This is a genomic window from Novosphingobium taihuense (assembly GCF_007830315.1).
Classification (GTDB): Bacteria; Pseudomonadota; Alphaproteobacteria; order Sphingomonadales; family Sphingomonadaceae; genus Novosphingobium; species Novosphingobium taihuense.
In genome coordinates, this window is the sequence record NZ_VLKJ01000003.1 from 35,255 (window position 1) to 61,585 (window position 26,331).

Below are 26,331 nucleotides of genomic sequence, written 5' to 3' on the forward strand. Positions count from 1 at the left end.
ATGACAGACAAGCAACCTCGCCGCCTCGGTGCCTTCGCTGCCGTAGCCCTGCTTTTCGCCGCAGGAGGCGCAGCGCTGGGCTGGTGGTACGAACACCGCTCCATCGCCGCGACGGGCAGCGAGGATGCAGAGCTCGAAGCCTCGCTGGCCAGCGCAGGTATCGACGGAAAGGAACGCGCCGCCATTGAGGGGCTGGTCCGCTCCTACATTCTCGAACACCCCGAAGTCCTGCCCGAGGCAATGGAACGGTTGCAGCAGCGCGAGGCCGCCGCGCAAATCGGTCCGATGCGCGGTGCGATCGAAACGCCCTTCCCCGGCGCGGTGCTCGGCAATCCGAACGGGAAGGTCACGCTGGTCGAATTCACCGATTTTGCCTGCACCTATTGCCGCCAGAGCGTGAAGGCGCTCGACGACCTGATCGCGAAAAATCCCGATCTGCGGGTCGTCGTGCGCGAACTGCCGATCATCGCGCCCGAAAGCGCGCCCGCCGCGCGCATGGCCCTGGCCGCCGCCGCGCAAGGCAGATACCCGGCCTACCACAAGGCAATGTTCGAAGGCGCCCGCCCTTCTGAAGAGAGCATTGCCGCAGCCGCCGGTGTTGCCGGACTGGATCTTGCCGCCGCACGCAGCTTTGCTGCAAGGCCCGATGTCGAGGAAGAGCTCAAGCGGAACCTGCAGATGGCCCGCCAGCTCGGCATCAACGGAACCCCCGCATGGGTCATCGGCGACCAGTTGGTCCACGGCGCCGTCCCGGCTGCGGATCTGCAAGCCGCCATCGATGCCGCGCGCAAGAGTTAGGTCGCACTAGCCTAGCCCCCTTCGAACGGTTACAAACCTTTCATGGCCGCGCTGCCGTTCAGACCAACGCCGTTCTTCGGCAACAAGAACCGAGCCTTCTGGCGCCTGCAGTTCATGGGCTGGGGCGGCGCGATGCTGCTGCGTGCCATGTCCTCCATCGCCAATGCGCAGCCTTGGTCGTTCCTCGTCATCGTGGTGATCGCCACGATCACCGGCTTCTCGATCTCGCTGATCCTGTCGGTGATATACCGCGCCCTGATCAACCGGCGCCCGATCGTGACCTGGGGCGTGACGGCCATCGCGATGTCGGTTGCGGTGGGCCTCTATGCCTTCATCGATTCCTGGGTGATCAGCCTTTACCGGCAAGGCGGCGACGCCAGTTTCGCCCAGCTGTTCCTCGGCGTGTTCTACCTCGATCTCACGCTCGTGATTTCGTGGACCGGGCTCTATTACGCGATAAACTTCTTCCTGCAGGTGGAAGAGCAGAATGACCAGCTGATGCGGCTGGAGGCACAGGCGACCAGCGCTCAGCTCGCCATGCTGCGCTACCAGCTCAACCCGCACTTCCTGTTCAACACCTTGAATTCAATCTCCACGCTGGTCCTGCTCAAGCAGACCGAGCCTGCCAACGCGATGCTTTCGCGCCTGTCGTCATTCCTGCGCTACACGCTGGTGAACGAACCCACCGCGCGGGTGACCGTGGCGCAGGAGATCGAGACGCTGAAGCTCTATCTCGATATCGAGCGCATGCGCTTCGAGGAGCGCCTGCGCACCGAATTTCGTATCGACGATGCCGTGCGCAGCGGACTGATGCCCTCGCTCCTGCTCCAGCCGCTGGTCGAGAACGCGATCAAGTACGCTGTCAGCCCCCTGGAATATGGCGCGGAAATCACGGTCGAGGCGCAACTCGTCGGCCCGATGCTGCGAGTCACCGTGTCCGACACCGGACCGGGCTTGCCACCGGGCACCGATCCTTCAAGCGTGTTCGGCGTGAGCAGCGACAGCACCGGCATCGGCCTTGCCAATATCCGCGATCGTCTGGTCCAGGCCTATGGTGAGAACCAGCGATTCGACATTTCCAACCGCCCGGAAGGGGGTTTTCAGGTCGTACTGGAGCTGCCGTTCGAGGCCAAGCCGGATGCGGTTCAGGCCAGTCCTGCGCGACGCCCGATCGGGGTCGGCTTTGGAGTTGGTGCATGATCTTGGGAACCGACTGCCACTTTACCCGTCCTGCCATCAGGCAAACTCTAACGGGGGGACCGTTTCGGGGGCGCAACGTGATCCATAAGGTAACCGCATGACCATCCGCACGATCCTCGTCGACGACGAAAAACTGGCCATTCAGGGGCTGCAACTCCGTCTTCAGGCGTTCCCCGATGTCGAAGTGATCGACACCTGCTCGAACGGGCGCGAGGCCATCCGCAAGATCAAGACCGAAAAGCCCGACCTCGTGTTCTGCGACATCCAGATGCCTGGGTTTGATGGGTTTTCGGTGGTCAAGGGCGTGATGGAGATCGATCCGCCGCTGTTCGTCTTCGTCACCGCCTATTCCGAACACGCGATCAAGGCCTTCGAGGCAAACGCGGTCGACTACCTGCTCAAGCCAGTCGAGGAAGACCGCCTTGCCGACGCGCTCGACCGCGCCCGCACCCGCCTTTCGGAAAAGCGCGGACGCGAAGAGGCCGACAAGCTCAAGACCGTCCTTGCAGAAGTGGCGCCCGATGCCATGCCCGAAATCGAGGACGAGGGCGAACCGGTCGCCGGTCGCTTTGAAAAGCTCATCAACATCAAGGACCGCGGCAAGATTTTCCGCGTCGATGTCGACACGATCGAGCGCATCGAGGCGGCAGGTGACTACATGTGCATCTACACCGGCGACAATTCGCTGATCCTGCGCGAAACGATGAAGGATCTCGAACGTCGCCTCGACCCCCGCGTGTTCCAGCGCGTTCACCGCTCCAAGATCGTCAATCTCGATCAGGTACGGCAGGTAAAGCCGCACACCAACGGCGAGTGCTTCCTCGTGCTGGAGAGCGGCGCCGAGGTGAAGGTGTCGCGCTCGTACCGCGACGTGGTAGCGCGCTTCGTTCACTGAACTCGACAGACAGTTGTCTCGACAGACAGGCCGGGAATGGTAATGCGCACTGAATGAGCAGCTTCTCCATTCCCGGCTTCGATCTCGAAGCCTTCGTCGCCGCAACACTTGCAGAAGATCTGGGCGAAGGGCTGCCCGGTGGCGGGCATGACGTCACAAGCGAAAGCGTAATCCCGGCAGACGCACGCTTTTCCGGCGTGATGGACAGCCGGGATGCCATAACGGTTTGCGGACTGCCCATTGCCGCAGCATTCTTCCGCGCGCTCGATCCCGAGATGAAGATCGAGATCCTCGTCGAGGAAGGCGCGCGAGTTTCGCCGGGCTCCGATCTGATGCGGCTCGAAGGCAATGCTCGCGCCATGCTCACGGGCGAGCGCAGCGCGTTGAACACCGTGCAACACCTTTCGGGCGTGGCGACACTGACCCGGCAGTACGTCGACGCCATGGGAGAGACCGAAGCGCGCCTCCTCGACACCCGCAAGACCATCCCCGGCCTGCGCCATCTGGAAAAGTACGCCGTGCGCACCGGCGGCGGCACCAATCACCGCATGGGCCTGTGGGACGCGGCGATGATCAAGGACAACCACGTTCTCGTGGCAGGCGGCGTTGCCGAAGCCGTGCGCCGTGCCCTGTCGGCGGGCGTGAAAGACGTTATCTGCGAGGTCGACCACATCAATCAGATCGTGCCCGCACTCGAGGCCGGGGCAACTCGCCTGCTGCTCGACAACATGGGCCCTGACCTGCTGCGCGAGGCCGTGGCGCTGGTCGCTGGCCGCGTGCCCTGCGAGGCCTCGGGCGGCGTGCGGCTGGAAACCATCGGCGCAATTGCCGCCTCGGGCGTGGATTACGTCTCGGTCGGCCGCCTGACCCAGAGCGCACCCGCCGCCGACATCGGCCTAGACTTCACTCCGATTGCCTGAACAGGACGAACCCCATGCGCCCCACGACCATTCGCCTGTTCGAAGCCAGCGTGATCGCCAGCCAGCTGATCCGTATCGTCAACATCGTAGTCCACGCAGGCGCGATGGCGGCGGCATTGGAGATCGAGCGCAACCAGTTGCTGATCGGCCCGTTCGCCAATGCTCTGGTAGCAATCGGCCTGGCCCTCGCGGTCTCGCGCGGCCGATTCTCGATTGCACGCTGGTTCCTTGCAGCCGTGATCGCGCTGGACCTGATCGGCCTTGGCGGCATCCCGGCAGTCGCGACGATGATCGGCGTGCCCTTCGCGATCTTCTCGGTCATCGCGATCCTTCTGATGCTGGCGGCAGGCGTGCTGATGTTCCTGCCTGCTTCGTCCGAGTGGCTGAAGCAGCGCGCGTAATCGTACCGGAGATGTGATCAAGGTCGCTATCCGAGCCTGCTCCAAGGCGATAGCATGGCTGCAGATCAAGGGAGCAGCCCGGTGCGTCCACGTTCAATTACGATTTTCCATCGCCTGCTGATCGCCGTCATGGTGATAAGCCTTGTCCAGACTGCGATCTCGTGGACCTCCTCGCAGGACATCCTCCAGGCCGATCCGACAACGCGGATGTTCGGCAGCTGGTGGTTCCTGCTCGGCGTGAGCCTGCTCAGCTACGGCATCTACGCGCTCATCTGGTTCAGGATCGTGGCACGAGCCAGCAACGCCGCACGCTGGGTTTTTACGGTTCTGACAGTGTTGAGTGTTGTCAGCGTACCGTTGAACCTTGCCAATGCCGTCTCCGGTTTGATCAGTCCTGTCACCGCGATCCTGATGCTGGCTTCCGCATTGGTGCAACTGGCTGCCCTCGTCTGCCTGTTCTTGCCCGAATCCCGACGTTGGATCGCAAACAAGGGCGTCATGGCGGACCCGCTCGTCTTCGAATGAAGCTGCTCACGCGCTTACTCCCGTGGCCGCTGGCCCTGCTCGCCTCCCCGGCTCTTGCACAGGGCTGGCAATGCCAGCTTCCGCCGCAGATCAGCGTGCCCGCCCTTCCCGAGCCGGACGCGCCGCCGCGCATCGTGCCGACCAGCGGCTACACGCTCGCCATAAGCTGGTCGCCCGAGTTCTGCCGCACGCGCAAGGACGATCCGCGCCATGCCACGCAGTGCTCGGGCAAGTACGGTCGCTTCGGCTTCGTGCTCCATGGCCTCTGGCCTGATGGCAAGGGCGGCAAGTACCCGCAATACTGTCCGATGCGCCGCCTGCCCGATGCGCAAGTCCTGCGCCGCAACTTCTGCACTACGCCTTCGGCTGACCTGATGCTCCACGAATGGGCCAAGCACGGCACCTGCATGAGCAGGGACCCCGCCGCCTACTTCGACAAGGGCCGCGCCCTGTTCCAGGCCATGCAGTTCCCCGACATGGCCCGCCTCTCGCGCAGCGATGGGCTGGATGCGGGCAAGGTGCGGCAGGCCATGATCATCGCCAACCCGCGCCTCAAGCCAGACATGATCCGCCTGTTGCTGGGCCGCGATGGCTGGCTGCGCGAGATCCACGTCTGCCACTCGATTCGGATGAAGCCTGCGCGCTGTCCCGGCGGCAATGGTCCGGCTGACACCATGCCGGTGAAGATCTGGCGCAGCTTCTAGCGCCGCTCGCGGAAGAACTCGCGCAATAACTCAGCAGCTTCAGCCTCGCCCATGCCGGAATAGACTTCGGGCCGATGCAGGCAGGTAGGCTGTTCGAAAACCCGCGCCCCATGCTCCACCGCGCCGCCCTTGGGATCGCTCGCCGCATAGTAGACACGCGCAATGCGGGCGTGAGAGATAGCGCCCGCACACATCGCGCAGGGCTCAAGGCTGACCCACAGGTCGCAACCCTCCAGCCTTTCCTGCCCGAGCGCCGCAGCCGCCGCGCGAATCGCCAGCACCTCGGCATGGGCAGTAGGATCGCACAAGCTGCGAGGCTGGTTGTGGGCCGCGGCAATGACCTTGCCTTGCTTGACCACGACCGCGCCGATGGGCACTTCGCCCTCGCCAGCCGCCCGCGCAGCCTCATCCAGAGCCATTCGCATCGGTTCAGGCAGGGGCCAGCGGGTCATGCCTACGGCATATTCGTTTGCTGGCCATTCGCAAGGCGAATGGCAGACGGCACCGGCCCGCGTCAGGATCGCCGCCCTTGCGGCGATCCGGTCCAGACATGAAACGCGAATCCTTGACTTCGTCCTGTGAATCGATAAGAGCCGCGCCTTCCCGATAGGTATTATCGAACACAAGCGAGTTTTAGCCATGTCGCGTATCTGCGAACTGACCGGTAAGGGCCGCCAAGTCGGTCACAACGTAAGCCACGCCAACAACAAGACCAAGCGTCTGTTCCTGCCCAACCTGCAGAACGTCACGCTGATGAGCGAGAAGCTGGACCGCAGCTTCAAGTTCCGCGTTTCGACGCATGGTCTGCGTTCGGTCGAGCACAACGGTGGCCTCGACAACTGGCTGCTCAAGCAGTCGGACACCAAGCTCTCGTCGCGCGCCCTCAAGGTGAAGCGCGAGCTGGTCAAGGCGACCGCCGCCTAATTCTTCTGCCCGCAAGGGTTGAGTCATCGAAGGCCCCCAATCCCAGGCGGATCGGGGGCTTTTGTTGCATTTGCTATCGGGCGGGAAGCCGGGCTGGATCGAACCAGAGCCTGAGCAGCCGCGTCTGCTGAAACGTCGAGGCGTTGGCGTCGGCCACGAGCCAGAGAATCAGCCCGTCCTTGTCCTGCGTCAGCGCCATGCCTTCCCAGTTCTCGCGCAGGGCAGGCCCTTCGAGACGGGCCAGTTCCACGCTCGGCAAAGGCCGCCGGAGATCGAGCCGCGACAGGTCTGCAAGCACGATTCGGGCCGAGAAGCCCGGAGGTGACAGCCCCAGCTTTCGGACGAGAATCAGCAGCCGGCCATCCTGCAGCGGGACAGCATCGACAGGATCGAATCCGTTGGGCACGATGAAGCCGAACTTGTGCGCCTTCGACAGGCCCGGACGACCTTCGAACAACAACCCAAGGTGCAGGCCGCCACGACCGGTCCCGCAGGATTCACAGAGCATGACCCAGCGACCATCTGGCAGTCGCGCCATGGCCTCGGCCCCGCCATTGCGCGGCCAGTCGCGTGTCTCGTTCACCGGGATCAGGTTGATGGCGCCAGTGCGAAGATCGGTGCGGACCACGTGCCAATCGTCTTCCAGCCCGATCCAGAGACTGCCATCGATCGGATCGCGCACAGCGCTTTCGGTATCGAAACCGATGGTGGTGTGCCCGTCCGGCCAGCGCTGCACGACCATATTGGGCATGGCCGAAAGGAACGCGCCGGGCTTCAGCGTCGAGGGGATCGACAAGGTGCGATTGCGGTCGCTGATGGCAAGCAGTCCGCCGTCCTGCGGCACCAGCGCGGAATAGCCACCAAACCGGTGATCCGCACCTTCAAGCAACCAGGCCTGCTGCAGCTTGAATGGTCCAAGCTGCTCCCGCTCGGTTGCAGGGATGCCGGGAAGCAGATCCGTTACTTCGACCCGTCTGTCGAACGTGAACGGATCGTTGCGCTGCGTCGCCCAGACCAGCAGGGCCATCGGCAGCAATACCAGAAAAGTGAAAAGTTTACGGCGCACCAGCCTGCCGTGGGGACAGTGCCCGGAGCCGTCAATTGCGAAATACGCGTAAGCCCTGCGATCAGGCGGGACGGAACTTCAGCGCATCGCCGTTGATGCAGTAGCGCAGGCCCGTTGGCGCTGGGCCATCGTCGAAGACATGCCCAAGGTGTCCGCCACACTGGGTACAATGGACTTCGGTGCGCGACATGCCAAGGCTGCGGTCGGTGCTGGTGGCAACGCCCTTGGGCAGCGGCTTCCAGAAGCTCGGCCAGCCGGTCCCGCTGTCAAACTTGGTGGTCGAGGAGAACAGCGCAGTGCCATCGGCCGCGCAGACGAAAGTTCCCTTGCGATGCTCCTTGAGCAGCGGCGAGGTAAACGGGCGCTCGGTCCCTTCCTCGCGCAGGATGTAGAACTGCTCCGGCGTCAGCACGCGGCGCCATTCGGCCTCGCTCTTCATGATCGGGAACGTGCCCTTGGCCGCAGGCTTGGCGCTGCAGGCGCTGGCAAAGGGCAGGACCGATCCTGCGGCAAGAAAGGCGATGAAACTGCGGCGACTGGACTGGGCGATCATGTTCAAACCTTCTAGTGTCCTGCCGATGGATGAGAGGGTGTTACCTCGGGGGCGGAAGTTCCCACCGGCAGGACCTGGACATTTCTAGCCCGGCCCTGCTCTGCCCATCGTGACGAAGGTCATAGCACGACAACCTGTATGCGAGATTACCGCTTTTCGAGCACGACCTCGAGCTTGCGGAAGCCGTGCACGAAGTTGGCACGGACGCGCTCGACCTCTCCGGCCACGCGCACCTTCATCCGGCGCTCGTGCATTTCCTCGAGCAGGATGCGCAGTTGCAGTTCGGCAAGGCGCGCGCCGACGCAGCGGTGCACGCCATAGCCGAACGACAGGTGCCGTCGCGCATTGTCCCGGTCGACGATCAGCTTGTCGGCGTTCTCGAACACGGTCTCGTCACGGTTGGCCGAGATGTACCAGAGGATCAGCTTTTCACCCGCTTTGATGTTCTGCCCGAACACCTCGGCATCGGCCGTGGCGGTGCGGCGCATGTGCGCGAGCGGCGTGACGTAGCGGATGCATTCCTGCACCGCGTTGGGAATCAGCGAGGGATTGCTCGCCAGCAGGTCGCGCTGGTCGGGGAACTGGTCAAGCGCGTGGATGATGCCCGACATCGTGTTGCGCGTGGTATCGTTGCCGCCGACGATCAGCAGAACCAGATTGCCCATGAACTCCTGCGGGCTCATGTGGTTCATCGCCTCGGAATGGATCATCATCGAGATGAGATCGCCCGAAGGGGCGCTGCGCATCCGCTCGCCCCACAGACGCTGGAAATAATGCGCCATCTCGCCAAGGAAGCCGAAGCGCATATCGGAAAGTTCACGCGCCAGGATCAGCTCAACGTCGCCCGCCCAGTCGGACCAGAACGTCAGCAGGCGACGGTCCTGCCACGGGAAGCCGAACAGCAGCGCCAGCATGCCCGTGGTCAGTTCGATCGAGACCTTGTCCACCCAGTCGAACTTCTCGCCCCACGGCAGCGAATCGAGAACTTCACCGGTGCGCTGGCGGATCTCCCGCTCCATTTCGACCATCTTGGCAGGGGTAAAGGCCGGGGCAACGGTGCGGCGCTGGCCGGTGTGCTCGGGCCGGTCCATCGCGATGAACATCGGCAACTGCCGCTCGGCCAGAAGCGCGGGATCAGTGTCCGCCGGTGGATCGCCGATCGTGATCCCGCCATACTGCCACGACGAGGAGAACAGTTCGGGCAGCGATTCGACGTGCTGGATCGCCTTGTGGTTCACCACGTTCCAATATGCGCCATAGGGCGATTCGGGGACGAAGTTGACCGGGGCTTGCGCCCGCATCTCGGCAAAGATCGGCTGCCAGCGGTCCTCAACATAAATGTCGGAGCGGCTGACATCCCACTTGTGTGTATGCGGCGGAAAGGCTTGCGGATTCTCCTTGAGCCAGGCGGTGAACGCCTCGATCGCGGTGGGCGAACTGCGGTAGCTGAACTGCTGGGCTTCGGGAGCAAGCTGCGTGGCCATGGTCATCCTCCGGCAGGGCCGCGCTTTGGCGCGCGGTTCCCTTCACCGTGACAAGCTGCCACAACCTACACAGATGTCAATAAGCGTTGTCCTCGCGGCGGCGGAAGAGCTTGGCAAGCAACGACACCGACGACTTGCCCCTTGCCGGACCCGACTTCATCACATTGCGGCGGAAAAGTTGCGCGCCTGCCCTCACGATCACGATCACCCACAGGACCTGCCAACCCAGCGCTGCCAGATGTGGCCACACTTCAGGCTCCTTGGCGGCGCGCGCCAACATGGCGTAGGGCGAACTGACCGGGAAACCGATCGAGAGCCACTCGACCCAGGTTCCCGGTATCGTCAGCGCATAGCTGGAGAAGAAGAAGATCATCAGCTGGAACATCGACACCGGCATCGACAGCGTCTGCACCTCGCGCACGGTCGCAGCCATGCCGCCGATCGAAAGGAACAGCGAGCCCATCAGCAGGTAGGCCATGGCGAAATAGAGGAAGCCCAGGATCAGGAACAGCGGCCAACCGACAGCGGGCGTCGAGACCGCCGGCAGGCTCTTTGCGCCCATCAGCAAGATTGCCCCGATCACCGTCCCCCAGACAGCAATGCCGACAAGGCTGACGGCCAGCATGGCGAACAGCTTGCCCATGAACATCGCGTCCATCGGGATCGCGGCGGCCAGCACCTCGATGATCTTGTTGCCCTTTTCCTCGACAAGGTTGGACAGCACCATGCCTGCCAACAACATCGTCAGCAGGAACAGCAGTACTTGCGCAGCCTGAGCTGTGTAGATCTGGCCGGTCTTGACCTTGGCGAGCGAGGTCGTGACCTCCTGCACCCTGACGTCCGGATAGGCGGTCGGAGACGGGGCACGGGCGCGGGCGGCAAGGTTGGACACCAGCCCCACCCACTGCCGGGCACGTTCCGCAGGAGCCGTCAGCGTCGGCGCATCGAGCGTGCCGCCGACGACTGCCGTCACCTGCCGGTTTCCGTCGGCAAGCGCGGCCTTGGCGTCGAAGTCTTCTCCTGACCCCACATCCTGCAGCACGATGAGCTGCGGAATGCCTCCGGCCATCCGCCCCTCCAGCTCGTCCCGCGCCGCCAGCATCCGCTGCGAGTCGCTCGCGCTCATGGCCAGGCCGATGGTCGGTCTCTCGACATTCTGCTGGACCTTCGCCCCGATGTTTCCGGCAAGACCGCCGACCACCACCGGGAACGCCGGGCCAATAAGGAAGAAGATGAAGGTCTTGGAGAAGACCACCGCCACGAAATCCCGCCGCGCCACGACCAGCGCCGCACGAAGCTTTTCACGAAGACCGGTCATCGTGCCTCTCCTTCGCTCTCTTCAAGCGCTCGTGCCGCTGCCTCTCCGGCGATGGCAACGAAGGCATCGTGCAGCCCTGCCCGTTCGATCGACAGGCTGAGGATTCCCGCATTGCCCTCGATCAGCGCGCGCAGCAGCGGCTCGACGCCGGTCTCGGGCAAGGTGAAGTACCAGAAGGCGCCTTCGTGCCGCGCATCGGCAGGAAGCGCGGCGCGCCACGGCCCGTCCTGATCGCGCGTTTCGAGGCGGACCTGCGGGCGCAACCTGTCGCGCGCCAGGTCGACCGGCCCGGCGAACGGCACCTTGCCGCCTGCGATGATGGCGATGCGGTCGCACAGGCGCTCGGCATGGGCGATGACGTGGGTGGAGAAGATCACCGTCGTGCCCCGCGCGGCGAGCGCCCGGATCATGCGCTCGAGCTTGCCCTGGTTGAGCGCGTCGAGGCCGGAGAAGGGTTCGTCGAACACCACCAGATCGGGCTGATGAACCAGCGTGCCGAGGAGCTGGACGGTCTGGGCCATGCCCTTGGACATCTGCCGGATCTGCCGGTCAGCGGCATAGCCAAGCCCATGTTCTTCCAGCAATTCCCGCCCCTTGCGCCGCCCCTCTTTCAGCGGCACGCCGCGCAGGGCAGCGAGGAATCCGATGGCCTCGTAGGCCTTCATCGCGGGGTAGAGCCCGCGCTCTTCGGGCAAGTAGCCGATGCGCCGTGCCACGTCCGTCGGTCGCTCTGCGCCGAGCACGCGGCGGTAGCCTTCGTCGGGATCGATGATGCCGAGCAGCATACGCAGCGTTGTCGTCTTGCCCGCGCCGTTGGGGCCGAGAATCCCGAAGATCGAGCCCTTCGGCACCGAAATGTCGACGCCGTCGACCGCGGTGAAGCCGTCGAACCGCTTGACCAGCCCACGCGCCTCGATGGCGAGTTCCACGCCCGTCAGGTCAGACACATTGCCTCCCACGGGCCATTCCCCTAGCTCGATTTTCATGGGTCATCGCGATAACGATAGGCGATGAACGAGCGAGGCAGCAAGTTTGGTTAACCCCACCGCAACTCTCGGAGGCCAAAGTCCAACTCTCGGGGGCAGAGGGGCAACTCTCGAAGGCAAAGCGCCAACTCTCGAGGGCAGACTGGGGGCAGAAGCCATGCGTCTCGGCTTCGCCGCCTGCGGCATCGCACCCGCCGAGGATGACCCCCTGCGCGCCGCCCGTCTCGAGCAGTGGCTCGGCGAAGGTCATCACGCGACGATGGAGTGGATGGAAACCCGGCTTCACCACCGGCGCGGCCCGCAATCGCTCTGGCCCGAAGCGAAGAGCGTGATCGCGCTGGGCATGAGCTATGCCCCCGCCAGCGATCCGCGCGCGCTGGAGGCCCGGCCCGACCGGGGCCGCATTTCGGTCTATGCCCAAGGCGGCGATTATCATGATGTGGTGAAGCGCAATCTGAAGGCGCTGGCCCGCTGGCTCGTGGCCGAAGTGCCTGAAGCGCAAGTCAAAGTCTTCGTCGATACCGCGCCGGTGATGGAGAAGCCGCTGGGGCAGTTGGCGGGGATCGGGTGGCAGGGGAAGCATACCAACCTTGTCAGCCGGACCCACGGATCGTGGCTGTTCCTTGGCGCGATCTACACCACGCTGGAGCTTGCCGCCGATGCGCCCCATGCCGACCGCTGCGGATCATGCACCGCGTGTCAGACGGCCTGTCCGACAGATGCCTTTCCGCAGCCTTATCAACTGGATGCGCGGCGGTGCATTTCCTACCTGACCATCGAGCATAAGGGGCCGGTGCCGCAGGAGTTCCGAGCCGCGCTTGGCAACCGGATCTATGGCTGCGACGATTGCCTTGCGGCATGCCCGTGGAACAGCTTTGCCCAAGCCGCGCAGGCGAACCGGGCGTTCCTGCCCCGTGCCGAACTTGCCGCACCGAAGCTGGCCGAGCTGCTGGCGCTGGATGACGCGACGTTCCGGCAGGTGTTCAGCGGCAGTCCGATCAAGCGGATCGGGCGGGACCGGATGGTGCGCAACTGCCTCTACGCCGCCGGAAACAGCGGCGACCGGACGCTGCTGCCGAGCGTGACGGCGCTTGCCAAAGACCCAGACCCGGCGGTGGCAGATGCCGCCCGCTGGGCCATGGACCGTCTGGCTTAAGCCACCATTTCCTTGAGCGGCACGCTGGCATCGGCCAGCTGCTCGGGCGAAATCTGGGCGCGCGTTTCGACCAGCTTCTTGCCCTGAACGTAGTCCTTGACCATGTTCACGCAGTCGAGCGCGACGACCTTGCCGCCCTTGAGGTACACGACCGAGAACGAGCGCGTGGCCGGATCGCCGCGAAGGACGGCATTGTCGTGGCCGGTCGAGAGACCGACCGTCTGCAGGCGCAGGTCATACTGGTTTGACCAGAACCACGGCGTGGCCTTGTAGGGCACCGGCGCACCGCAGATGTCCTTGGCGGCCGTGGTCGCCTGATCGTTGGCGTTCTGAACGGATTCGAGGCGGATGACCGCGCCATCGACGAAGTCGTTGGCGTGGGCCGCGCAATCGCCGATCGCGTAGACATCGGGCAGCGAGGTGCGGCAGAATTCGTCGACGTCGACGCCGTTCCCGCCCGCAGCGCCAGCGACAAGGAGCGGGCCGACGCAAGGGATGATGCCGATGCCGACGATCACGATGTCAGCGGGCAGCACCGAGCCGTCCTGCATCCTGACGCCGGTCACCTTGGTGCCATCGCCTTCGATGCAGTCCATCGCCGCACCCGTGCGCAGATCGACACCATGGGCGCGGTGTTCGGCCTGATAGAATTCGGACAGCGCTTCACCGGCAACGCGCGCCAGCACGCGCGGCAGCGCTTCGAGCAGGGTGACCTGCACATCGAACTTGGTCAGCACGGCAGCCGCTTCGAGCCCGATGTAGCCGCCGCCGATGACGACAGCGCGCTTGGCGCCTGCATCGAGTTCCGACATCAGCCGGTCGGCGTCTTCCTTTGTGCGCACGGCGTGGACGCCGACAAGCTCTGCACCCATGCACGACAGGCGGCGCGGATCACCACCGGTTGCCCAGATCAGCTTGCCATAGCCGATCTCGGAGCCGTCACCGAGCTTGACGGTGTGTGCGGCGGGATCGAGCGCGACAACTTCGGCGCCGAGCTTCATCTCGACCTGCTTGTCTTCCCAGAACTGCGCAGGGCGGATGCAGATGCGATCGAAGGTCTTCTCACGCGCGAGGTATTCCTTCGACAGCGGTGGACGCTCGTAAGGAATCTCCGGCTCGCGCCCGATCACAAGAATGCGGCCCTCAAAGCCATTCTGGCGCAAGGCGATCGCTGCCTGAGCGCCGCCATGCCCTGCCCCCACGATGATGACGTCTGCGCGATCTGCTTCGTTTGCCATTCGAATCCTCCGGTCTCTCTGTGCCGTTTGGCTAAAATGACGCGAGCGTCAATTGTCGAAAGTCAAATTGTCCCTTCCCGACAAGCAACGATCACACTTGCGTGATGACTGACGATAGCATTACGCTATATAGTATAACAAAAGGGTGAGCCGCGGACCGGAGAGGGAAATGATGCGCAATTCAGACGCTGGTCGCCTGCTGGCCATGGGCATTGCCGTGGTGGTGGGCATCGCTGCCATTCCTGCCACTGCCGAAAGCCCGCTCTCCACGCCACCCGCCATTCCGGTCGATCCGGTGATCCTGATGCGCCAGCATTGGCTGGATGCCGACATCAACAGCTTCAACTTCAGGAACTCGGCACAGATCTTCGAAACGCGGACGGTGGCCACGTCGAAGAAAGCATCGGCCCTGCCAAAGGGACCTGCCGCCGCGATGCCCGCGAACTACGACACCTGGGCCCGCCGCACTTACACCAATGCCCTGCTGGTGATCCACGATGGCAAGATCGTGTTCGAGGACTACCGCAACCGGACGACACCCGAGGACCGGTTCATCTCGTTCTCGATGGCCAAGACGATCACCGCCCTGCTCGTTGGCCTTGCCGTGCAGGACGGCAAGATCGCTTCCATCGACGATCCCGTGAGCAAATACGTGCCCGCGCTGAAGGGCGGCGGTTACGAGGGCGTCTCGATCCGCCACGTCCTGCAGATGCGCTCGGGCGTTGCCTACGAAGAGCGCTACGATTTCGGCGCAAATCCGAGCCTTGCCGCACTGATCCACATGAACGCGATCGTGGCGAACAAGGAACGCTTTGCCGACCGCGCCCGCACGATTGCCAAGGCTGCAGAACCGGGCTCGCGCTTCAACTACGCCACGCTGGACGCGGCGGTACTCGGCTGGGTCGTGGAACGCGCGACCGGCGAGAAACTGGCCTCATACATGAGCCGCCGGCTGTGGCAGCCGTTGGGCGCGGAGGCCGACGGTTTCTGGATCGCCGATGGCCCCGAGGGCGCCAAGATCGGCGAGGGCGGCCGTGAGTTGTCGGGCATGGGGTACAACGCACGCCTGCGCGACTTTGGCCGCATCGGGCTGATGCTGCTCAACAAGGGCAAGGCGGGCGGCAGGCAGGTCGTCCCGGCTGAGTGGGTGAAGCAGCAGACCACGATGATTCCCTTTGCGGCATCGGCCGCGCTGGGCATTGGCAGGGGATACGGCTTCCAGACCTGGCAACTCGACAGCGAACCCGGGGCATATTCGGCAGTCGGGCTTGCCGGGCAGTTCATCTATGTCCACCCGGCGAGCAAGACGGTGATCGTGAAGCTGAGCCATTTCCCCAATCCGGAGCCGGAGGGGATCATCGACGAGACTTTGAGCGGGTTCCACGCGATCATCGCGGGGCTGCCGAAGTAGGTCAGATCTCGACGATGTGCCCCGCCAACCGCTTCACCTCGGCGCGGTCATGGCTGACGTAGAGGATCGGTAGGCCGAGTTCGTCCCGCAGACGTTCGATGGTGCGCATCACCTCTTCGCGGCGGGCGCGATCGAGCGCGGCAAGCGGTTCGTCCATGAGCAGGAAGCGGGGATTGCTGAGCATGGCGCGGCCGATGGCAACGCGCTGCGCCTCACCGCCCGACAGCGTGCGCGGCCAGCGGTCGAGCAGGTGGCCGATGCCGAGAAATTCTGCTGCATCGGCCAATGACATCAGTCCATCATCCGAACTGCCAAAGAGCAGATTGTCCCGCACGCGCATGTGCGGAAACAGGCGGCCGTCCTGAAAGACATAGCCCGCACGGCGGGCCTGCACCGAGATGTCGGTGCCCGAGGTGCTATCGAACAGCACTTCCCCCGCCACGACTATCCTGCCTTCGTCGGGCTTGAGCAGGCCTGCGACCATGTTGAGGACCGAGGTCTTGCCTGCGCCAGAGGGTCCGAACAGCGCCGTAAGGCCTGCATCGGCAACGAAGGCGCATTGCACGAGCGTGTCACCCAGTCGCCGTGAGACGCTGATCTCAAAGGACATGGGCGCTCTTCCCCATGTGTCTGGCCATACGGCGGGCGAGCACTTCGGACACGACCAGCGCGGCGAGCGAGAGCGCAACGGAAATGCCGGCCAGCCGGGTTACCGCAGCTTCGCCGCCGGGGACTTGCAGGGCGCTGTAGATGGCGAGCGGAAGAGTCTGCGTCTCGCCGGGGATGTTGGAGACGAAAGTGATCGTTGCGCCGAACTCTCCGAGCGAGCGGGCGAAGCCGAGCACCGCGCCCGCGACCACGCCGGGCAGCGCAAGCGGCAGGGTGATCGTGCGAAACACCCGCCAGCGCGAGGCGCCCAGAGTCATGGCAGTGGCTTCAAACCGCAGGTCGACCGCCTCGATCGACAGGCGCATGGCGCGAACCATCAGCGGCAGGGCCATGACCGCCGCCGCCAGCGCCGCGCCGGTCCAGCGAAACATGAAGGTGAGGCCAAGCGCGCTTTCGAACCAGCTGCCGACGGGCCCTTGCGGACCGAAGGCTATCAGCAGCATCCATCCAGTGACCACCGGGGGCAGCACCAGCGGCAGGTGGATCAGCGCATCGAGCAGGACCTTTCCCGCAAACTTTCCCCTTGCCAGCACCCAGGCGAGCGCGAAAGCGAGCGGCAGGCATCCGCCGACCGCGACGGCGCTGACCTTCAGAGACAGGTGCACGATGGCCCAGTCTTCAGCGGTCATTGCGGTTTGCCGAAACCGCGACGGGCGAGAATGGTACGGCCCTCACGCGAAATCAGGAAGCGCCGGAAGGCTTCGGCATCGCGGTGCTGCGAAGTCTTGAGCAGGGCCACGGGATAAGTGATCGGGCGGTGGCTCGATGCCGGGAACAGGCCGACGATGCGTACGCCCTTCGATGCTCGTGCGTCAGTTGCATAGACCACGCCGAAGGGGGCTGCGCCGCGTTCGACCAGAGCAAGCGCTGCGCGGACGTTCTCTGCCGCGGCGATCTTTCCGGCAACGCCTGGCCAGACCCCGAGGTTGGTGAGCGCTTCGCGGCCGTAGCGGCCCGCCGGGACCACTGCGGGATCGGCCATCGCCAGTCTTCCGCTGCCAAGCGCTCGAGCCAGGGGAAAGCCGCGCGCGATGCGCAAGGTGGTGCGGGAGCGGAGCGGCGCGACAAGTACCAGCCGGTTCTCGGTCAACCGCGCGCGCGAGCCGGGCTTCAGCAGGCCCTTGCCTTGCAGATAGTCCATCCACTCCTCGTCCGCAGATGCGTACAGGTCGGCGCGCGCGCCAGCCTCCACTTGCCGGGCAAGCGCGGAGGATGCGGCGAAGGACAGGACCGGGCGGGCGTGGCCCTTGGCGACCCAGCGATCTGCTGCATCGCCCAGCGCCTCCTGCAGGCTCGACGCGGCAAGCACCAGCGGCCCGCGTTCCTGCGCGGTGGCTGGCCTGGCGAACGACGCGAGCAGGAGCAGGGCAAGGATCGAACGGAAGAGCGGCTTCATCGAGGCTCCGGGCGCTGGCTATGTTCGGGCGTATATAACAACCCCGAAGCATAACCAAGCGCCCCTGCGCCGCTTCCGTTCCTGCTTGGTCAGCGCCCGAGCAGGGTCCTTGCCTGGCTGGCGACTTGCGCGAGCATGGCTGGCGCGACGACGGGCGCGGCCTGCGCGCGTTCCACAAGACTGCGGAACTGTCGCACGGGAGTGGCATTGGCCGAGAGCCAATCGGCCACGAACTGGTCCGGCGAATCGCCCTTGGACTTGGCAAGGAAATCCAGCCGCATCTGTTCGAAATCGCGCGACAGGCCTGCCACCAGCAGTCGCTCCCACGGATCGGACAGGTTCATGCGCCGTGCCGCCTGCTGCGCCCAGTCCAGACCGAGAGCCGCACCCAGATCCGCAAAGGCACCGGTCAGCGCGCAGGCATCGACGTTCAGTTCACCAGCCAGATGGGCAAGGCCGATGGCGCCGTCCATGTCATAGAGATGGACCAGCCGCACTGCGATCTCTGCCGGGACGCCAGTGCTGGCCAGCTCATCGGCCATGCGACGGGCCTGCAACTGTGCCGCGCCGCGCAGCAGTTCGGCAGCGGTCTGCGAAAGCAGAGCAACGCCGCCGAACAGATCATCGATCAGCACGTCGGGCGATTGCGTACCACGACCTGCCCGCAGCACGTCGGCAACATGACCGCGCAGGCCCACAGCAACCCGATCGAACAGATCGAGGCGCAGGGTTTCGGGCATGTCGGCGTGATCGAGCAACTCCCACGTCTTGCGCAGATCGAGAAGGCGTTCGGCTGCGACGAAGGCCGAGGCTACCTGCGCGAGGGATACGCCTTCCTCTTCGCACAATTCGAACGGGATCACCGGGCCCATGCGATTGACGATGCGATTGGCGAGCTTGGTCGCGATGATCTCGCGGCGCAGGCGGTGGTGGACGATTTCGGTCTCGAAAGCCTCCTGCATCTGCATCGGGAAGGCGGCGACCAGCTCTTCTTCCAGCACGGGATCATCCACCACCGCGCTCTCTTCGAGCGCGCGCTGCAGGACGAGCTTGGTGCTGGACAGGAGCACGGCCAGTTCGGGGCGGGTGAGGCCCTGGCCCGAAGCGGCACGGCGGGCGAGGTCTTCGGCAGAGGCTAGACCCTCGGTCTTGCGATCAAGGTCACCGCCTTCCTCGAGTACGTCGATCAGGCGTGACCATGCGGGCATGGCCGGTGCACCGCCGCGTTCGGCGATGGAAAGCGCGAGGGCCTGGAGGCGGTTGTCTTCGAGCACGAGGTGGGCGACTTCGTCGGTCATCGAGACGAGCAGGTCGACGCGGGCATCCTCGGTGAGCTTGCCCGTGCGCTTGGCCGCAGCCAGCGCGATCTTGATGTTGACCTCGTTGTCCGAGCAATCGACGCCGGCTGAGTTGTCGATGAAGTCGGTATTGATGCGGCCCCCGTGTTGCGAGAATTCGATGCGGGCGGCTTGTGTCGTCCCGAGGTTGGCACCTTCGCCGATGACCTTGGCGCGGACCTCATTGGCCGAGACGCGGACGGCATCGTTCGAGGGATCACCCACGTCGACGTTGTTCTGGGCGCTGGCCTTCACGTAAGTGCCGATGCCGCCGAACCACAGCAGATCGACCGAACTCTGCAGGATTAGCGAGATCAGCGAATCCGGGTCGATCTCGGGCAGGCTGACGCCAAGCAGCACCTGCACTTGCGCCGAGAGCGGGATGGATTTCATCGTCCGGGGGAAGACGCCGCCGCCCGCCGAGATCAGGCTCTTGTCGTAATCGTCCCAACTCGACCGCGGAAGCGCGAACATGCGGGCGCGTTCCTCCCAGCTCCTTGCAGGGTCCGGATCGGGATCGAGAAAGATGTGGCGGTGATCGAACGCGGCGACGACTTTGAGCGCCTTGGACAGGAGCATGCCGTTGCCGAACACGTCGCCCGACATATCGCCGCAACCGGCCACGCGAACCGGCTCGCTCTGCACGTCGACGCCCAGTTCGAGGAAGTGGCGGCGGACGGAGAGCCATGCGCCCTTGGCGGTAATGCCCATCGCCTTGTGGTCGTACCCCTTCGAGCCGCCGCTGGCGAAAGCATCGTCGAGCCAGAAATCGCGCGATTCGGCGATGGCGTTGGCAACGTCGGAGAAGGTCGCGGTGCCCTTGTCAGCGGCGACGACGAAGTACGGGTCCTCGCCATCGCGGACCACGACGCCCGCAGGGTGGACGACCTTGCCTTCAACGATGTTGTCGGTGAGCGAGAGCAGCGTGCGGATGAAGACCTGATAGCTCGCCTTGCCCTCGGCCAGCCAGCCTTCGCGGTCGCGCACCGGATCGGGGAGCTGCTTGGGGTAGAAGCCGCCCTTGGCCCCGGTCGGCACGATAACCGCGTTCTTGACGCGCTGCGCCTTCATTAGGCCGAGGATCTCGGTACGGAAATCGTCGCGCCGGTCCGACCAGCGCAGGCCGCCACGGGCGACGGGTCCGGCGCGCAGGTGAATGCCCTCGACGCGCGGGGAATAGACGAAGATCTCGCGCCACGGCAGCGGCTTTGGCAGGCCGGGGACGCTTGCGGAATCGATCTTGAACGCGAGCGCTTCGGCAGCGGCAGGCGCAAAAGCATTGGTGCGCAGGATCGCGCCGACCAGTGCGCGGAAGCTGCGCAACAGGCGGTCGTCGTTGATCGCGGCAACGCCAGCAAGGCCGGTCTTTATCCGCTCGTCGGCAGCGGCGAAGGCGCTATCGCGCTCGCCCTTGAACGCGGGATCGTGGCGCGCGACGAAGCTTTCGATCAGCCCGCGCGTGACCGCAGGAGCGTTCTTGAACGCTTCGACCACGGTGGGCACGCCGAAGGTCATGCCTGCCTGGCGCAAGTAGCGGTAGAACGCGCGCAGCCAGTTGGCCTCGACGGCGGTAAGGCCGGTGCCGACGATCAAGCGGTTGAACGCATCGTCCTCAGCCGCGCCGTTGAGCACGGCGGACAGCGAGGATTCGATGGAGGTGGCCCGCGCCATCAGGTCCTCGATCGAACTGTCAGCTGGATGCGAAACGAGGAAATCGTGGATGAAGCCAAGGCGGCCGCCGTCGAGCGGGGTGGGCACTTCTTCCAGCACGCGGAAACCGAAGTTTTCGAGCACCGGGACCGCATCGGACAGCACGATCGCGCCTTCGCGCTGGTACAGCTTGAGCCGCAATGCCGCCTCGCCCGGATGGCGATGAAGCCGTGCGGCGCGGCGCGGGGCATTGCTGCCCGAAAGCGTGCGCAACACGCGGATGTCCTGCGCCGCTTCCGCGGGGCCGGAGATGTTGCGGTAGGAAATCGGGAAGGCATCGGCGTAGCGCGCGGCGATAGCAGCGGCACGCGAGGGTTCTTCGCTTGCGCCAAGCTCTGCCTCGACCGCACCTGCCCAGCCGCGCACCATGCCCTGCAGCTGATGATCGAGCGCCGCTTCGTCGGCGTGGCCACCCTGTTCACGCACGTCGAGCACGAAGCGCAGCATGGCGAGCGTGCTGCCTTCGACCTGAAGCGACCAGTCGATGACTTGCGCCCCGGCCCCGGCTTCGAGCATGGCGCGAATGGCGAGGCGCACTTCGGTGGAGAGCACGTCACGCGGGAGCCAGACGAAAGCGAAGAGGTGACGGGCGAGCGGGGCTTCGACCAGCGCAAGACGAGGGCGTGGGCGATCCACGAGGCTCATCATCGCGGTGGCGACACGTTCGAGATCGTCTTCGGCAAAGCTGACCAGCAGATCGTGTGGCAGCGCGGTGAGCGCGTGGACGAGCGCCTTGCCGGCATGGCCGTTGGGCGCAAAGCCGAACTTGTCCATCAGGCCGGAAAGTTGCGTGCGCAGGCGTGGCACGCGATCGGGCGTGGCGGCGAGCGCGGCGCTGGTCCAGACGCCTGCGTGGACCGACAGCGCAACGACCTTGCCACTTTCCACGCGCGGCACGATGAACAGATCGAGCGGTACGCGGCGATGGACGTTGGCAATGCGGTTCGCCTTGACGATCAGCGGCGCGCGACCGGTGCCGCTTTCGAACCAGCGAAACGCCCTTTCGAACGAGGAGGCGGCAAGCAGGCTGCGTTCGCTGGCGCGGCAGATGCCGAGCGGGCGCTCCTCTGTGCCGTCGCGCAGGCGGGTGACGCTTCCAAGCTGGGTCAACATGCCGTCTGCCAGCCAGCGCAACAGCGCAGCGCCTTCGGGATCGGCCAGCACTGCTGCATCATCGCGCATTGCAGACTGCATCATCGGCCAATCGGCAACCGCGGCGCGCACGTCGGACAGGGTTTCTTCCAGCGCGAGGATCAGGCTGCGGCGCTGGCGGGCGTCGGCGCGTTCGGTTTCGAGATAGACGATCGATTCGCGCCGTTCGCCGCTGGCATCGCCTTCGGGAAATTCTGTCAGGCGCCCTTCGGCATCGCGGCGCACGGCGACGACCGGGTGGACCAGCCGGTCGATGGCCAGACCCTGTGCGGTGATCGTGGCCGTGATCGAATCGACGAGGAACGGCATGTCGTCGTTGATCACGGCGATCCGCAGGTGCCGCCCCCCCGAATCCGAACCGCTGACGCTTTCGATGGCGATGGCAGGTTCGTTGCCCTTGCGCAGCGCTGCCGCGCCTGCTGCGAAGCGCGCGGCTTCGGCGAGACGGGCAACATCGAAATCGCGGGCTTCGTCGGGGAGCAGCGCGGCGGCAAAGCGCTCTGCCAAGGCTAATCCCAACGGGTCTGAGGGTGCCTCCGCAGCATCGGGGAGGGATGAGCGATCAATTGCGGTGTTCGACGCCATGGCGTTTTCCCGGCTCTCCAGCGAGAGAGGATGTTACCCTCTCTTGTAATTATCGAATACGTTCTTGTATCATTATTCCAGATGGTAATCCAGCCGTTGCGAAGGCTCAAGTCCGGTTGATCGTCGCTTCCGGCTTAACCTGCCGTTGTATCTTCTCTGGTCGCAAATTGGTGCCGCAGCATTGCCTGCCAGTGACAATGGGTGCGCGAATACGCCCTATGGGCGGTCAAGCCTTCAGGCCGCCGCCAGTTCCCGCGCGGCTTCTGCGGTGAGCCGGAGCGAGCGTAGGCGAGACGGCTGATCGTAGATCGATGCCGCGACAATGAGCTCGTCCGCGCCGGTCCGCTCGGCAAATGCGGCCAGACCTGCCCGGACCGTCTCGACCGAGCCGCAGGTGCTGACCTGCCGCACATGCTCGAGCATGGCGAGTGCGGGCGGCGGGAGAGTGTCACGATAACCCGGCACCGGAGGCCTGAGCTTGCCCGGCGTGCCGGTGCGCAGGGCAACGAAGGCCTGATCCATTGACGAGGCAAGCAATTGCGCCTCCTCGTCAGTTTCGGCGGCCACGACATTTATCGCGGCGGCGCAGTAGGGTGCATCGAGCGTGGCCGAAGGCTGGAAGCGCTCACGATAGATCTTCAGCGCGGCGTCGAGGTGATCGGGCGCGAAGTGCGAGGCGAAGGCGTAAGGCAGGCCGAGCATGGCGGCGAGCTGCGCGCCGAACAGGCTGGAGCCTAGAATCCACAGCTGCGGCTTGGCCCCCTTGGCGGGATAGGCCTGCAAGGGCACGCGCGGATCGCCTGCGAACTGGAGTTGCAGCTCCACCACGTCCTGCGGAAAGTCTTCGGCGGCGCGGTTGGTGTCCTTGTGCAGGGCGCGCATGATCCGCTGATCGGCACCGGGCGCGCGTCCCAAGCCAAGGTCGATGCGGCCGGGAAACAGGGCATCGAGCGTGCCAAACTGCTCGGCAATCACCAGCGGATTGTGATTGGGCAACATGATGCCGCCCGCACCAATGCGGATGGAGGAGGTCGCCTGCCCGATATGGGCGAGAGCAACGGCAGTAGCCGCGCCGGCAAGGCCTTCCATGCCGTGGTGTTCTGCCACCCAATAGCGCTGGTAGCCGCATTCTTCGGCCACCCGTGCGGCGGCGGCAGAATTGTCGAGCGCTTCCCGCGCCGTCCCGCCCTCGACCACGCTGACCAGATCGAGGACCGAGATTTTCATGGCGCTGTCTTTCCTGCTGTTGCCGGCTTTGCTGCGGTAGCGGGCGCTTCAGATTTAGGCGCAGAGCCAAGCTGTTCAAGGTAGCCTTGGGCAGTCTTGCCCGCTTCGCCGTCCTTGTCGGCCAGAACGACCGATTCCCACGATTTGCGCGCAGCATCGTCGCGGCCGGAAAGCACGGCGATAACGCCTGCCTCCAGCCCGATCCGCGGATCGCGCGGACCATACTGGGCTGCAACTTCGATATCCCGCTGGGCGCGGTCGAGATCGCCGCCGCGCCGCGCCAGGGTTGCCGAAAGCAGCCAGCCTTCGGGGTCTTCGGGCGTGAGGCGGTGCACTTCATCGAGCGCGCCTGCGGCCTCGGCATTGCTGCCAAGCGCGACCAGCGCGCGGGACCGGTCGATCTCGATTGCGGCACGGCCTGCGTTGTCGGCCCCGTCCTTGAGTGCGAGCGCGCGGTCGAACCAACTGGTCGCGACCTCGGCCTTGCCTGCAGCGAGCGCGGCATTGCCTGCCATGGCCATGAGCGGCACGGCGGCCACTTCCTGCTGGCTCGGCACGCCTGCCACGGCCTGGGAGAACGCCTCGAGCGCGCCGTCGAAATCACCGGCGTTCGAACGCAGCATGCCCAGGCACTGGTTCGCGCGGACCTGCTGGCCGGTATCGCGGCTTTCGCCAAGCCAGGTCTGCACCTCGACCATTGCCGCATCGGGATCGCTTGCGGCTTTCTGCAGGCAAAAGGCCAGCCGATCCTGCTCGGGAAGGTCAGGACGCACGAGCCCTGCTTCCTTTTCAACCTGCTTCTGCTTTTCAGGATCGCGGCGGCGCGGAATGGGCAGATCGGACGGGCGCATCGGCATGGTGGCGGGGCCAATCTGCATGAGCGAGGCGCCTTGGAGCGCGCCCTGTTCGAGCCTGTGCTCCACGGCGAACAGCGGCGCAGGGAGATCGATCATGGCAGGCTTATCCTTCGGCACTTCGGGCTTCATCAGGCGGCATGGAGCCCGGCCAGTTCGCGCAGGAGCAGCGCGATGTCGGCAGGGCGGGAAAGCCGGTGGTCACCGTCCTTGATCAGATGCACCTGCACATCGGCTGAACGCAACGCTCCTGCCAGCTGGATCGAGATGTCCCACGGCACGTCTGGATCGGCCTGTCCGTGGATCAGGCGCACCGGACCATCAAAAGCCACACCGCTGCGCAGGCGCTTGTGCCGCTCGCCATCAGAGAAGAATCCGGCATGGGTGGGGGTGGGTTCGGGGCCGTAGGGGTTGTCTTCATAGATCGTGCGACCGGCAGCGAGTTCGATGCGTTGCGATTGCGACAGGCCCCATTCGGTGAAATCTGGCGCGGGCGCGATGCCGACAAGGGCTGTTGCCCGCTCGCCCAGCGCCTCGGCGATCAGCAGCATCAGCCAGCCGCCCATGCTGGAACCGACAAGCTGGACTGGTCCGATCCCAAGATGATCGAGCAGGGCGACGACCTCGTCCCGCCATTGCGAGAGGCGGCCGTCCGCGAAATCACCGTCGCTCTGTCCGCAGCCGGTGTAATCCAGCAGCAGGCAGGACCGGCCCTGGTCCTGCGCCCAGTCGAGCACCGCTTGCGCCTTGCTGCCCGACATGTCGGACATGTAGCCGGGGAGGAACACAATGGTGGGCGATTGGCCGGGGAGATGGCGGTAGGCCATGGCCTTGCCCGAGGGCAGAGTGAAACGCGCTACGTCGGTCATGCCCCGTCATGGCCCGCAGGCGCGGGCACGGCAAGCTCAGTTGAGCGGAAACGTCAGGGTGATGCGGGCGGGCGTGTGTGCGGCAGCGGCAGCCGTCGGCCGGTCCTGCTTGTGCGGCTTGCTTGAGGACATCGAGGCTGCGGTGATGGCAACGGCAATTGCCGCCCACATCCCGAACTGGCGCGTGGCATTCTTGCAGGGCATGGTCATTCTCCTCTTTCGAAGATCTCTTCGATGGGCAGGCCGAACAGGTCGGCGATGCGGAAGGCGAGTGGAAGGGAAGGGTCGTACTTGCCCGTCTCGATTGCGTTGACCGACTGGCGGCTGACCTCGAGCTTTTCGGCAAGATCGGCCTGGCTCCAGTCACGCATCGCGCGCAGGACCTTGAGGCGGTTCTTCACTTGCAGCCTCCATCCCAGCCCGCGTCACCGATGGTGAGCTTGTTGAACAGGGCGCCGAGGCCAAGCCCTGCGAACCAGAAGAACGCTGCGCCGAACCCTGCATCACCCGCTGCGATCATGTCAAAGTTCTGCAGCCATTCCCGGATGGTTGTGACGACAAGCGCAAAGCCGGTGGCGAAGAGGCATTGGCGGACCAACAGCATGCGAAGATATTCATCCGTCTGCTCGACCAGCAGCCGCATGACGGCCCAGAACACGCCGATGATCGGCAGGGCAGGCAGGACTGCCAGCACATAGCCCAGTGCACCTTCGGCAAAGCCGCGCTTGAACATCCACTTGGCGAAGATCAGCAGCAGGACATAGGCGGTCATCAGCACGAACAGCCGCAGGGTGTAGCGGCGCGCGGCGGGGTTCTTGATAGTGGCGGGCATTGGTCAAGCCTCCTTGATCTGATGACAAGCTTACTTGACCAGATTCGCGAGGATGTCAAGCGACATTGTCATTGTGACGGGGAAGCTTGACCTAACGAGCGGGATGACTCTTGGCCTCAAT

27 protein-coding genes are annotated in these 26,331 nt (G+C 64.8%); 10 read left to right on the forward strand and 17 right to left on the reverse strand.

Annotation, left to right across the window (positions count from 1 at the left end):
* The 7 genes from IQ25_RS07370 (at position 1) to IQ25_RS07400 (ending at position 5,443) form a co-directional block, all read left to right on the forward strand.
* Positions 1–798 (forward strand): DsbA family protein, encoded by a 798-nt coding sequence (locus tag IQ25_RS07370; protein ID WP_144904344.1) that lies wholly within the window; start codon positions 1–3, stop codon positions 796–798.
* Positions 799–840: 42 nt separating this feature from the next.
* Entirely contained in the window at positions 841–1,998 is a 1,158-nt protein-coding gene (locus IQ25_RS07375) for a sensor histidine kinase (protein ID WP_144904346.1), read from the forward strand.
* Positions 1,999–2,095: 97 nt separating this feature from the next.
* Positions 2,096–2,893: a LytR/AlgR family response regulator transcription factor gene (locus tag IQ25_RS07380; protein ID WP_144904348.1), complete on the forward strand. Its 798-nt coding sequence runs from the start codon at positions 2,096–2,098 to the stop codon at positions 2,891–2,893.
* Positions 2,894–2,946: 53 nt separating this feature from the next.
* Positions 2,947–3,813 (forward strand): carboxylating nicotinate-nucleotide diphosphorylase, encoded by an 867-nt coding sequence (gene nadC / locus IQ25_RS07385; RefSeq protein ID WP_144904350.1) that lies wholly within the window; start codon positions 2,947–2,949, stop codon positions 3,811–3,813.
* A gap of 14 nt (positions 3,814–3,827) precedes the next feature.
* Positions 3,828–4,214, forward strand: coding sequence for a hypothetical protein (locus tag IQ25_RS07390; RefSeq protein WP_144904352.1), 387 nt, complete (start codon positions 3,828–3,830; stop codon positions 4,212–4,214).
* Positions 4,215–4,295: 81 nt separating this feature from the next.
* Positions 4,296–4,739 carry a hypothetical protein gene (locus IQ25_RS07395; protein ID WP_144904354.1) on the forward strand — a complete coding sequence of 148 codons (444 nt, stop codon included), beginning with the start codon at positions 4,296–4,298 and terminating at the stop codon, positions 4,737–4,739.
* Entirely contained in the window at positions 4,736–5,443 is a 708-nt protein-coding gene (locus tag IQ25_RS07400) for a ribonuclease T2 (RefSeq protein ID WP_144904356.1), read from the forward strand. The genes IQ25_RS07395 and IQ25_RS07400 overlap by 4 nt, the downstream gene beginning before the upstream one ends.
* Here IQ25_RS07400 and IQ25_RS07405 read toward each other — a convergent pair.
* Entirely contained in the window at positions 5,440–5,895 is a 456-nt protein-coding gene (locus tag IQ25_RS07405) for a nucleoside deaminase (RefSeq protein WP_144904358.1), read from the reverse strand. The two genes, IQ25_RS07400 and IQ25_RS07405, sit on opposite strands and share 4 nt — an antisense overlap.
* Before the next feature lie 187 nt (positions 5,896–6,082).
* Between IQ25_RS07405 and rpmB the strand changes: the two genes are divergently transcribed.
* The gene (gene rpmB, locus IQ25_RS07410; protein WP_144904360.1) at positions 6,083–6,367 is read left to right on the forward strand and encodes a 50S ribosomal protein L28; all 285 of its coding nucleotides are present in this window, start codon (positions 6,083–6,085) and stop codon (positions 6,365–6,367) included.
* 73 nt (positions 6,368–6,440) lie between these two features.
* Here rpmB and IQ25_RS07415 read toward each other — a convergent pair whose 3' ends face one another.
* The 5 genes from IQ25_RS07415 to IQ25_RS07435 form a co-directional block, all read right to left on the reverse strand.
* Positions 6,441–7,433, reverse strand: a complete 993-nt coding sequence (locus tag IQ25_RS07415) for an esterase-like activity of phytase family protein (protein ID WP_144904362.1) — start codon at positions 7,431–7,433, stop codon at positions 6,441–6,443.
* Between the two features lie 61 nt (positions 7,434–7,494).
* Positions 7,495–7,986, reverse strand: a complete 492-nt coding sequence (gene msrB / locus IQ25_RS07420) for a peptide-methionine (R)-S-oxide reductase MsrB (RefSeq protein ID WP_144904364.1) — start codon at positions 7,984–7,986, stop codon at positions 7,495–7,497.
* A gap of 146 nt (positions 7,987–8,132) precedes the next feature.
* Positions 8,133–9,470 carry a cytochrome P450 gene (locus IQ25_RS07425; RefSeq protein ID WP_144904366.1) on the reverse strand — a complete coding sequence of 446 codons (1,338 nt, stop codon included), beginning with the start codon at positions 9,468–9,470 and terminating at the stop codon, positions 8,133–8,135.
* Between the two features lie 76 nt (positions 9,471–9,546).
* Positions 9,547–10,788 carry an ABC transporter permease gene (locus tag IQ25_RS07430; protein WP_144904368.1) on the reverse strand — a complete coding sequence of 414 codons (1,242 nt, stop codon included), beginning with the start codon at positions 10,786–10,788 and terminating at the stop codon, positions 9,547–9,549.
* Positions 10,785–11,774: an ABC transporter ATP-binding protein gene (locus IQ25_RS07435; RefSeq protein WP_144904370.1), complete on the reverse strand. Its 990-nt coding sequence runs from the start codon at positions 11,772–11,774 to the stop codon at positions 10,785–10,787. Before IQ25_RS07435 ends, IQ25_RS07430 begins: the two co-directional genes overlap by 4 nt.
* Positions 11,775–11,931: 157 nt before the next feature.
* On the opposite strand from IQ25_RS07435, the gene queG reads away from it, so the two are divergent.
* A complete protein-coding gene (gene queG / locus IQ25_RS07440; protein ID WP_144904372.1) occupies positions 11,932–12,930 on the forward strand; it encodes a tRNA epoxyqueuosine(34) reductase QueG in 999 nt (332 codons plus the stop codon).
* On the opposite strand, the gene IQ25_RS07445 is transcribed toward queG, so the two are convergent.
* Complete coding sequence (locus tag IQ25_RS07445) at positions 12,927–14,168, reverse strand: NAD(P)/FAD-dependent oxidoreductase (RefSeq protein ID WP_144904374.1); 1,242 nt, start codon at positions 14,166–14,168, stop codon at positions 12,927–12,929. The genes queG and IQ25_RS07445 overlap by 4 nt on opposite strands.
* 169 nt (positions 14,169–14,337) lie before the next feature.
* On the opposite strand from IQ25_RS07445, the gene IQ25_RS07450 reads away from it, so the two are divergent.
* Positions 14,338–15,579: a serine hydrolase domain-containing protein gene (locus tag IQ25_RS07450; RefSeq protein ID WP_246415706.1), complete on the forward strand. Its 1,242-nt coding sequence runs from the start codon at positions 14,338–14,340 to the stop codon at positions 15,577–15,579.
* Position 15,580: 1 nt separating this feature from the next.
* On the opposite strand, the gene IQ25_RS07455 is transcribed toward IQ25_RS07450, so the two are convergent.
* The 10 genes from IQ25_RS07455 to IQ25_RS07495 all read right to left on the reverse strand — a co-directional run bounded on the left by IQ25_RS07455 (position 15,581) and on the right by IQ25_RS07495 (position 26,210).
* Positions 15,581–16,189, reverse strand: a complete 609-nt coding sequence (locus tag IQ25_RS07455) for an ATP-binding cassette domain-containing protein (protein WP_144904377.1) — start codon at positions 16,187–16,189, stop codon at positions 15,581–15,583.
* Positions 16,179–16,877 (reverse strand): molybdate ABC transporter permease subunit, encoded by a 699-nt coding sequence (gene modB / locus IQ25_RS07460; RefSeq protein ID WP_144904379.1) that lies wholly within the window; start codon positions 16,875–16,877, stop codon positions 16,179–16,181. The genes IQ25_RS07455 and modB overlap by 11 nt, the downstream gene beginning before the upstream one ends.
* The gene (gene modA / locus IQ25_RS07465; RefSeq protein WP_144904381.1) at positions 16,874–17,644 is read right to left on the reverse strand and encodes a molybdate ABC transporter substrate-binding protein; all 771 of its coding nucleotides are present in this window, start codon (positions 17,642–17,644) and stop codon (positions 16,874–16,876) included. The genes modB and modA overlap by 4 nt, the downstream gene beginning before the upstream one ends.
* 89 nt (positions 17,645–17,733) lie before the next feature.
* A complete protein-coding gene (locus IQ25_RS07470) occupies positions 17,734–22,428 on the reverse strand; it encodes an NAD-glutamate dehydrogenase (protein WP_144904383.1) in 4,695 nt (1,564 codons plus the stop codon).
* 234 nt (positions 22,429–22,662) lie between these two features.
* On the reverse strand, positions 22,663–23,655 hold the full coding sequence (locus IQ25_RS07475; RefSeq protein ID WP_144904385.1) for an LLM class flavin-dependent oxidoreductase: 993 nt from the start codon (positions 23,653–23,655) through the stop codon (positions 22,663–22,665).
* Positions 23,652–24,608 carry a tetratricopeptide repeat protein gene (locus tag IQ25_RS07480; protein WP_144904388.1) on the reverse strand — a complete coding sequence of 319 codons (957 nt, stop codon included), beginning with the start codon at positions 24,606–24,608 and terminating at the stop codon, positions 23,652–23,654. The genes IQ25_RS07475 and IQ25_RS07480 overlap by 4 nt, the downstream gene beginning before the upstream one ends.
* Before the next feature lie 32 nt (positions 24,609–24,640).
* Entirely contained in the window at positions 24,641–25,378 is a 738-nt protein-coding gene (locus IQ25_RS07485; RefSeq protein ID WP_144904390.1) for an alpha/beta fold hydrolase, read from the reverse strand.
* Positions 25,379–25,414: 36 nt separating this feature from the next.
* Complete coding sequence (locus tag IQ25_RS20990) at positions 25,415–25,582, reverse strand: hypothetical protein (RefSeq protein ID WP_158637706.1); 168 nt, start codon at positions 25,580–25,582, stop codon at positions 25,415–25,417.
* 2 nt (positions 25,583–25,584) lie between these two features.
* Positions 25,585–25,779, reverse strand: a complete 195-nt coding sequence (locus IQ25_RS07490) for a helix-turn-helix transcriptional regulator (RefSeq protein ID WP_144904392.1) — start codon at positions 25,777–25,779, stop codon at positions 25,585–25,587.
* The gene (locus IQ25_RS07495; protein ID WP_144904394.1) at positions 25,776–26,210 is read right to left on the reverse strand and encodes a hypothetical protein; all 435 of its coding nucleotides are present in this window, start codon (positions 26,208–26,210) and stop codon (positions 25,776–25,778) included. Before IQ25_RS07495 ends, IQ25_RS07490 begins: the two co-directional genes overlap by 4 nt.
* Between the last annotated feature and the right edge of the window lie 121 nt (positions 26,211–26,331).

Coding starts and splice junctions, on each gene's coding strand:
- IQ25_RS07370 (WP_144904344.1), top strand. CDS start 1: ATGACAGACAAGCAACCTCGCCGCCTCGGTGCCTTCGCTGCCGTAGCC.
- IQ25_RS07375 (WP_144904346.1), top strand. CDS start 841: ATGGCCGCGCTGCCGTTCAGACCAACGCCGTTCTTCGGCAACAAGAAC.
- IQ25_RS07380 (WP_144904348.1), top strand. CDS start 2,096: ATGACCATCCGCACGATCCTCGTCGACGACGAAAAACTGGCCATTCAG.
- nadC (WP_144904350.1), top strand. CDS start 2,947: ATGAGCAGCTTCTCCATTCCCGGCTTCGATCTCGAAGCCTTCGTCGCC.
- IQ25_RS07390 (WP_144904352.1), top strand. CDS start 3,828: ATGCGCCCCACGACCATTCGCCTGTTCGAAGCCAGCGTGATCGCCAGC.
- IQ25_RS07400 (WP_144904356.1), top strand. CDS start 4,736: ATGAAGCTGCTCACGCGCTTACTCCCGTGGCCGCTGGCCCTGCTCGCC.
- IQ25_RS07405 (WP_144904358.1), bottom strand. CDS start 5,895: ATGACCCGCTGGCCCCTGCCTGAACCGATGCGAATGGCTCTGGATGAG.
- rpmB (WP_144904360.1), top strand. CDS start 6,083: ATGTCGCGTATCTGCGAACTGACCGGTAAGGGCCGCCAAGTCGGTCAC.
- msrB (WP_144904364.1), bottom strand. CDS start 7,986: ATGATCGCCCAGTCCAGTCGCCGCAGTTTCATCGCCTTTCTTGCCGCA.
- IQ25_RS07425 (WP_144904366.1), bottom strand. CDS start 9,470: ATGGCCACGCAGCTTGCTCCCGAAGCCCAGCAGTTCAGCTACCGCAGT.
- IQ25_RS07430 (WP_144904368.1), bottom strand. CDS start 10,788: ATGACCGGTCTTCGTGAAAAGCTTCGTGCGGCGCTGGTCGTGGCGCGG.
- IQ25_RS07435 (WP_144904370.1), bottom strand. CDS start 11,774: ATGAAAATCGAGCTAGGGGAATGGCCCGTGGGAGGCAATGTGTCTGAC.
- queG (WP_144904372.1), top strand. CDS start 11,932: ATGCGTCTCGGCTTCGCCGCCTGCGGCATCGCACCCGCCGAGGATGAC.
- IQ25_RS07445 (WP_144904374.1), bottom strand. CDS start 14,168: ATGGCAAACGAAGCAGATCGCGCAGACGTCATCATCGTGGGGGCAGGG.
- IQ25_RS07450 (WP_246415706.1), top strand. CDS start 14,338: ATGATGCGCAATTCAGACGCTGGTCGCCTGCTGGCCATGGGCATTGCC.
- IQ25_RS07455 (WP_144904377.1), bottom strand. CDS start 16,189: ATGTCCTTTGAGATCAGCGTCTCACGGCGACTGGGTGACACGCTCGTG.
- modB (WP_144904379.1), bottom strand. CDS start 16,877: ATGACCGCTGAAGACTGGGCCATCGTGCACCTGTCTCTGAAGGTCAGC.
- modA (WP_144904381.1), bottom strand. CDS start 17,644: ATGAAGCCGCTCTTCCGTTCGATCCTTGCCCTGCTCCTGCTCGCGTCG.
- IQ25_RS07470 (WP_144904383.1), bottom strand. CDS start 22,428: ATGGCGTCGAACACCGCAATTGATCGCTCATCCCTCCCCGATGCTGCG.
- IQ25_RS07475 (WP_144904385.1), bottom strand. CDS start 23,655: ATGAAAATCTCGGTCCTCGATCTGGTCAGCGTGGTCGAGGGCGGGACG.
- IQ25_RS07480 (WP_144904388.1), bottom strand. CDS start 24,608: ATGATCGATCTCCCTGCGCCGCTGTTCGCCGTGGAGCACAGGCTCGAA.
- IQ25_RS07485 (WP_144904390.1), bottom strand. CDS start 25,378: ATGACCGACGTAGCGCGTTTCACTCTGCCCTCGGGCAAGGCCATGGCC.
- IQ25_RS20990 (WP_158637706.1), bottom strand. CDS start 25,582: ATGCCCTGCAAGAATGCCACGCGCCAGTTCGGGATGTGGGCGGCAATT.
- IQ25_RS07495 (WP_144904394.1), bottom strand. CDS start 26,210: ATGCCCGCCACTATCAAGAACCCCGCCGCGCGCCGCTACACCCTGCGG.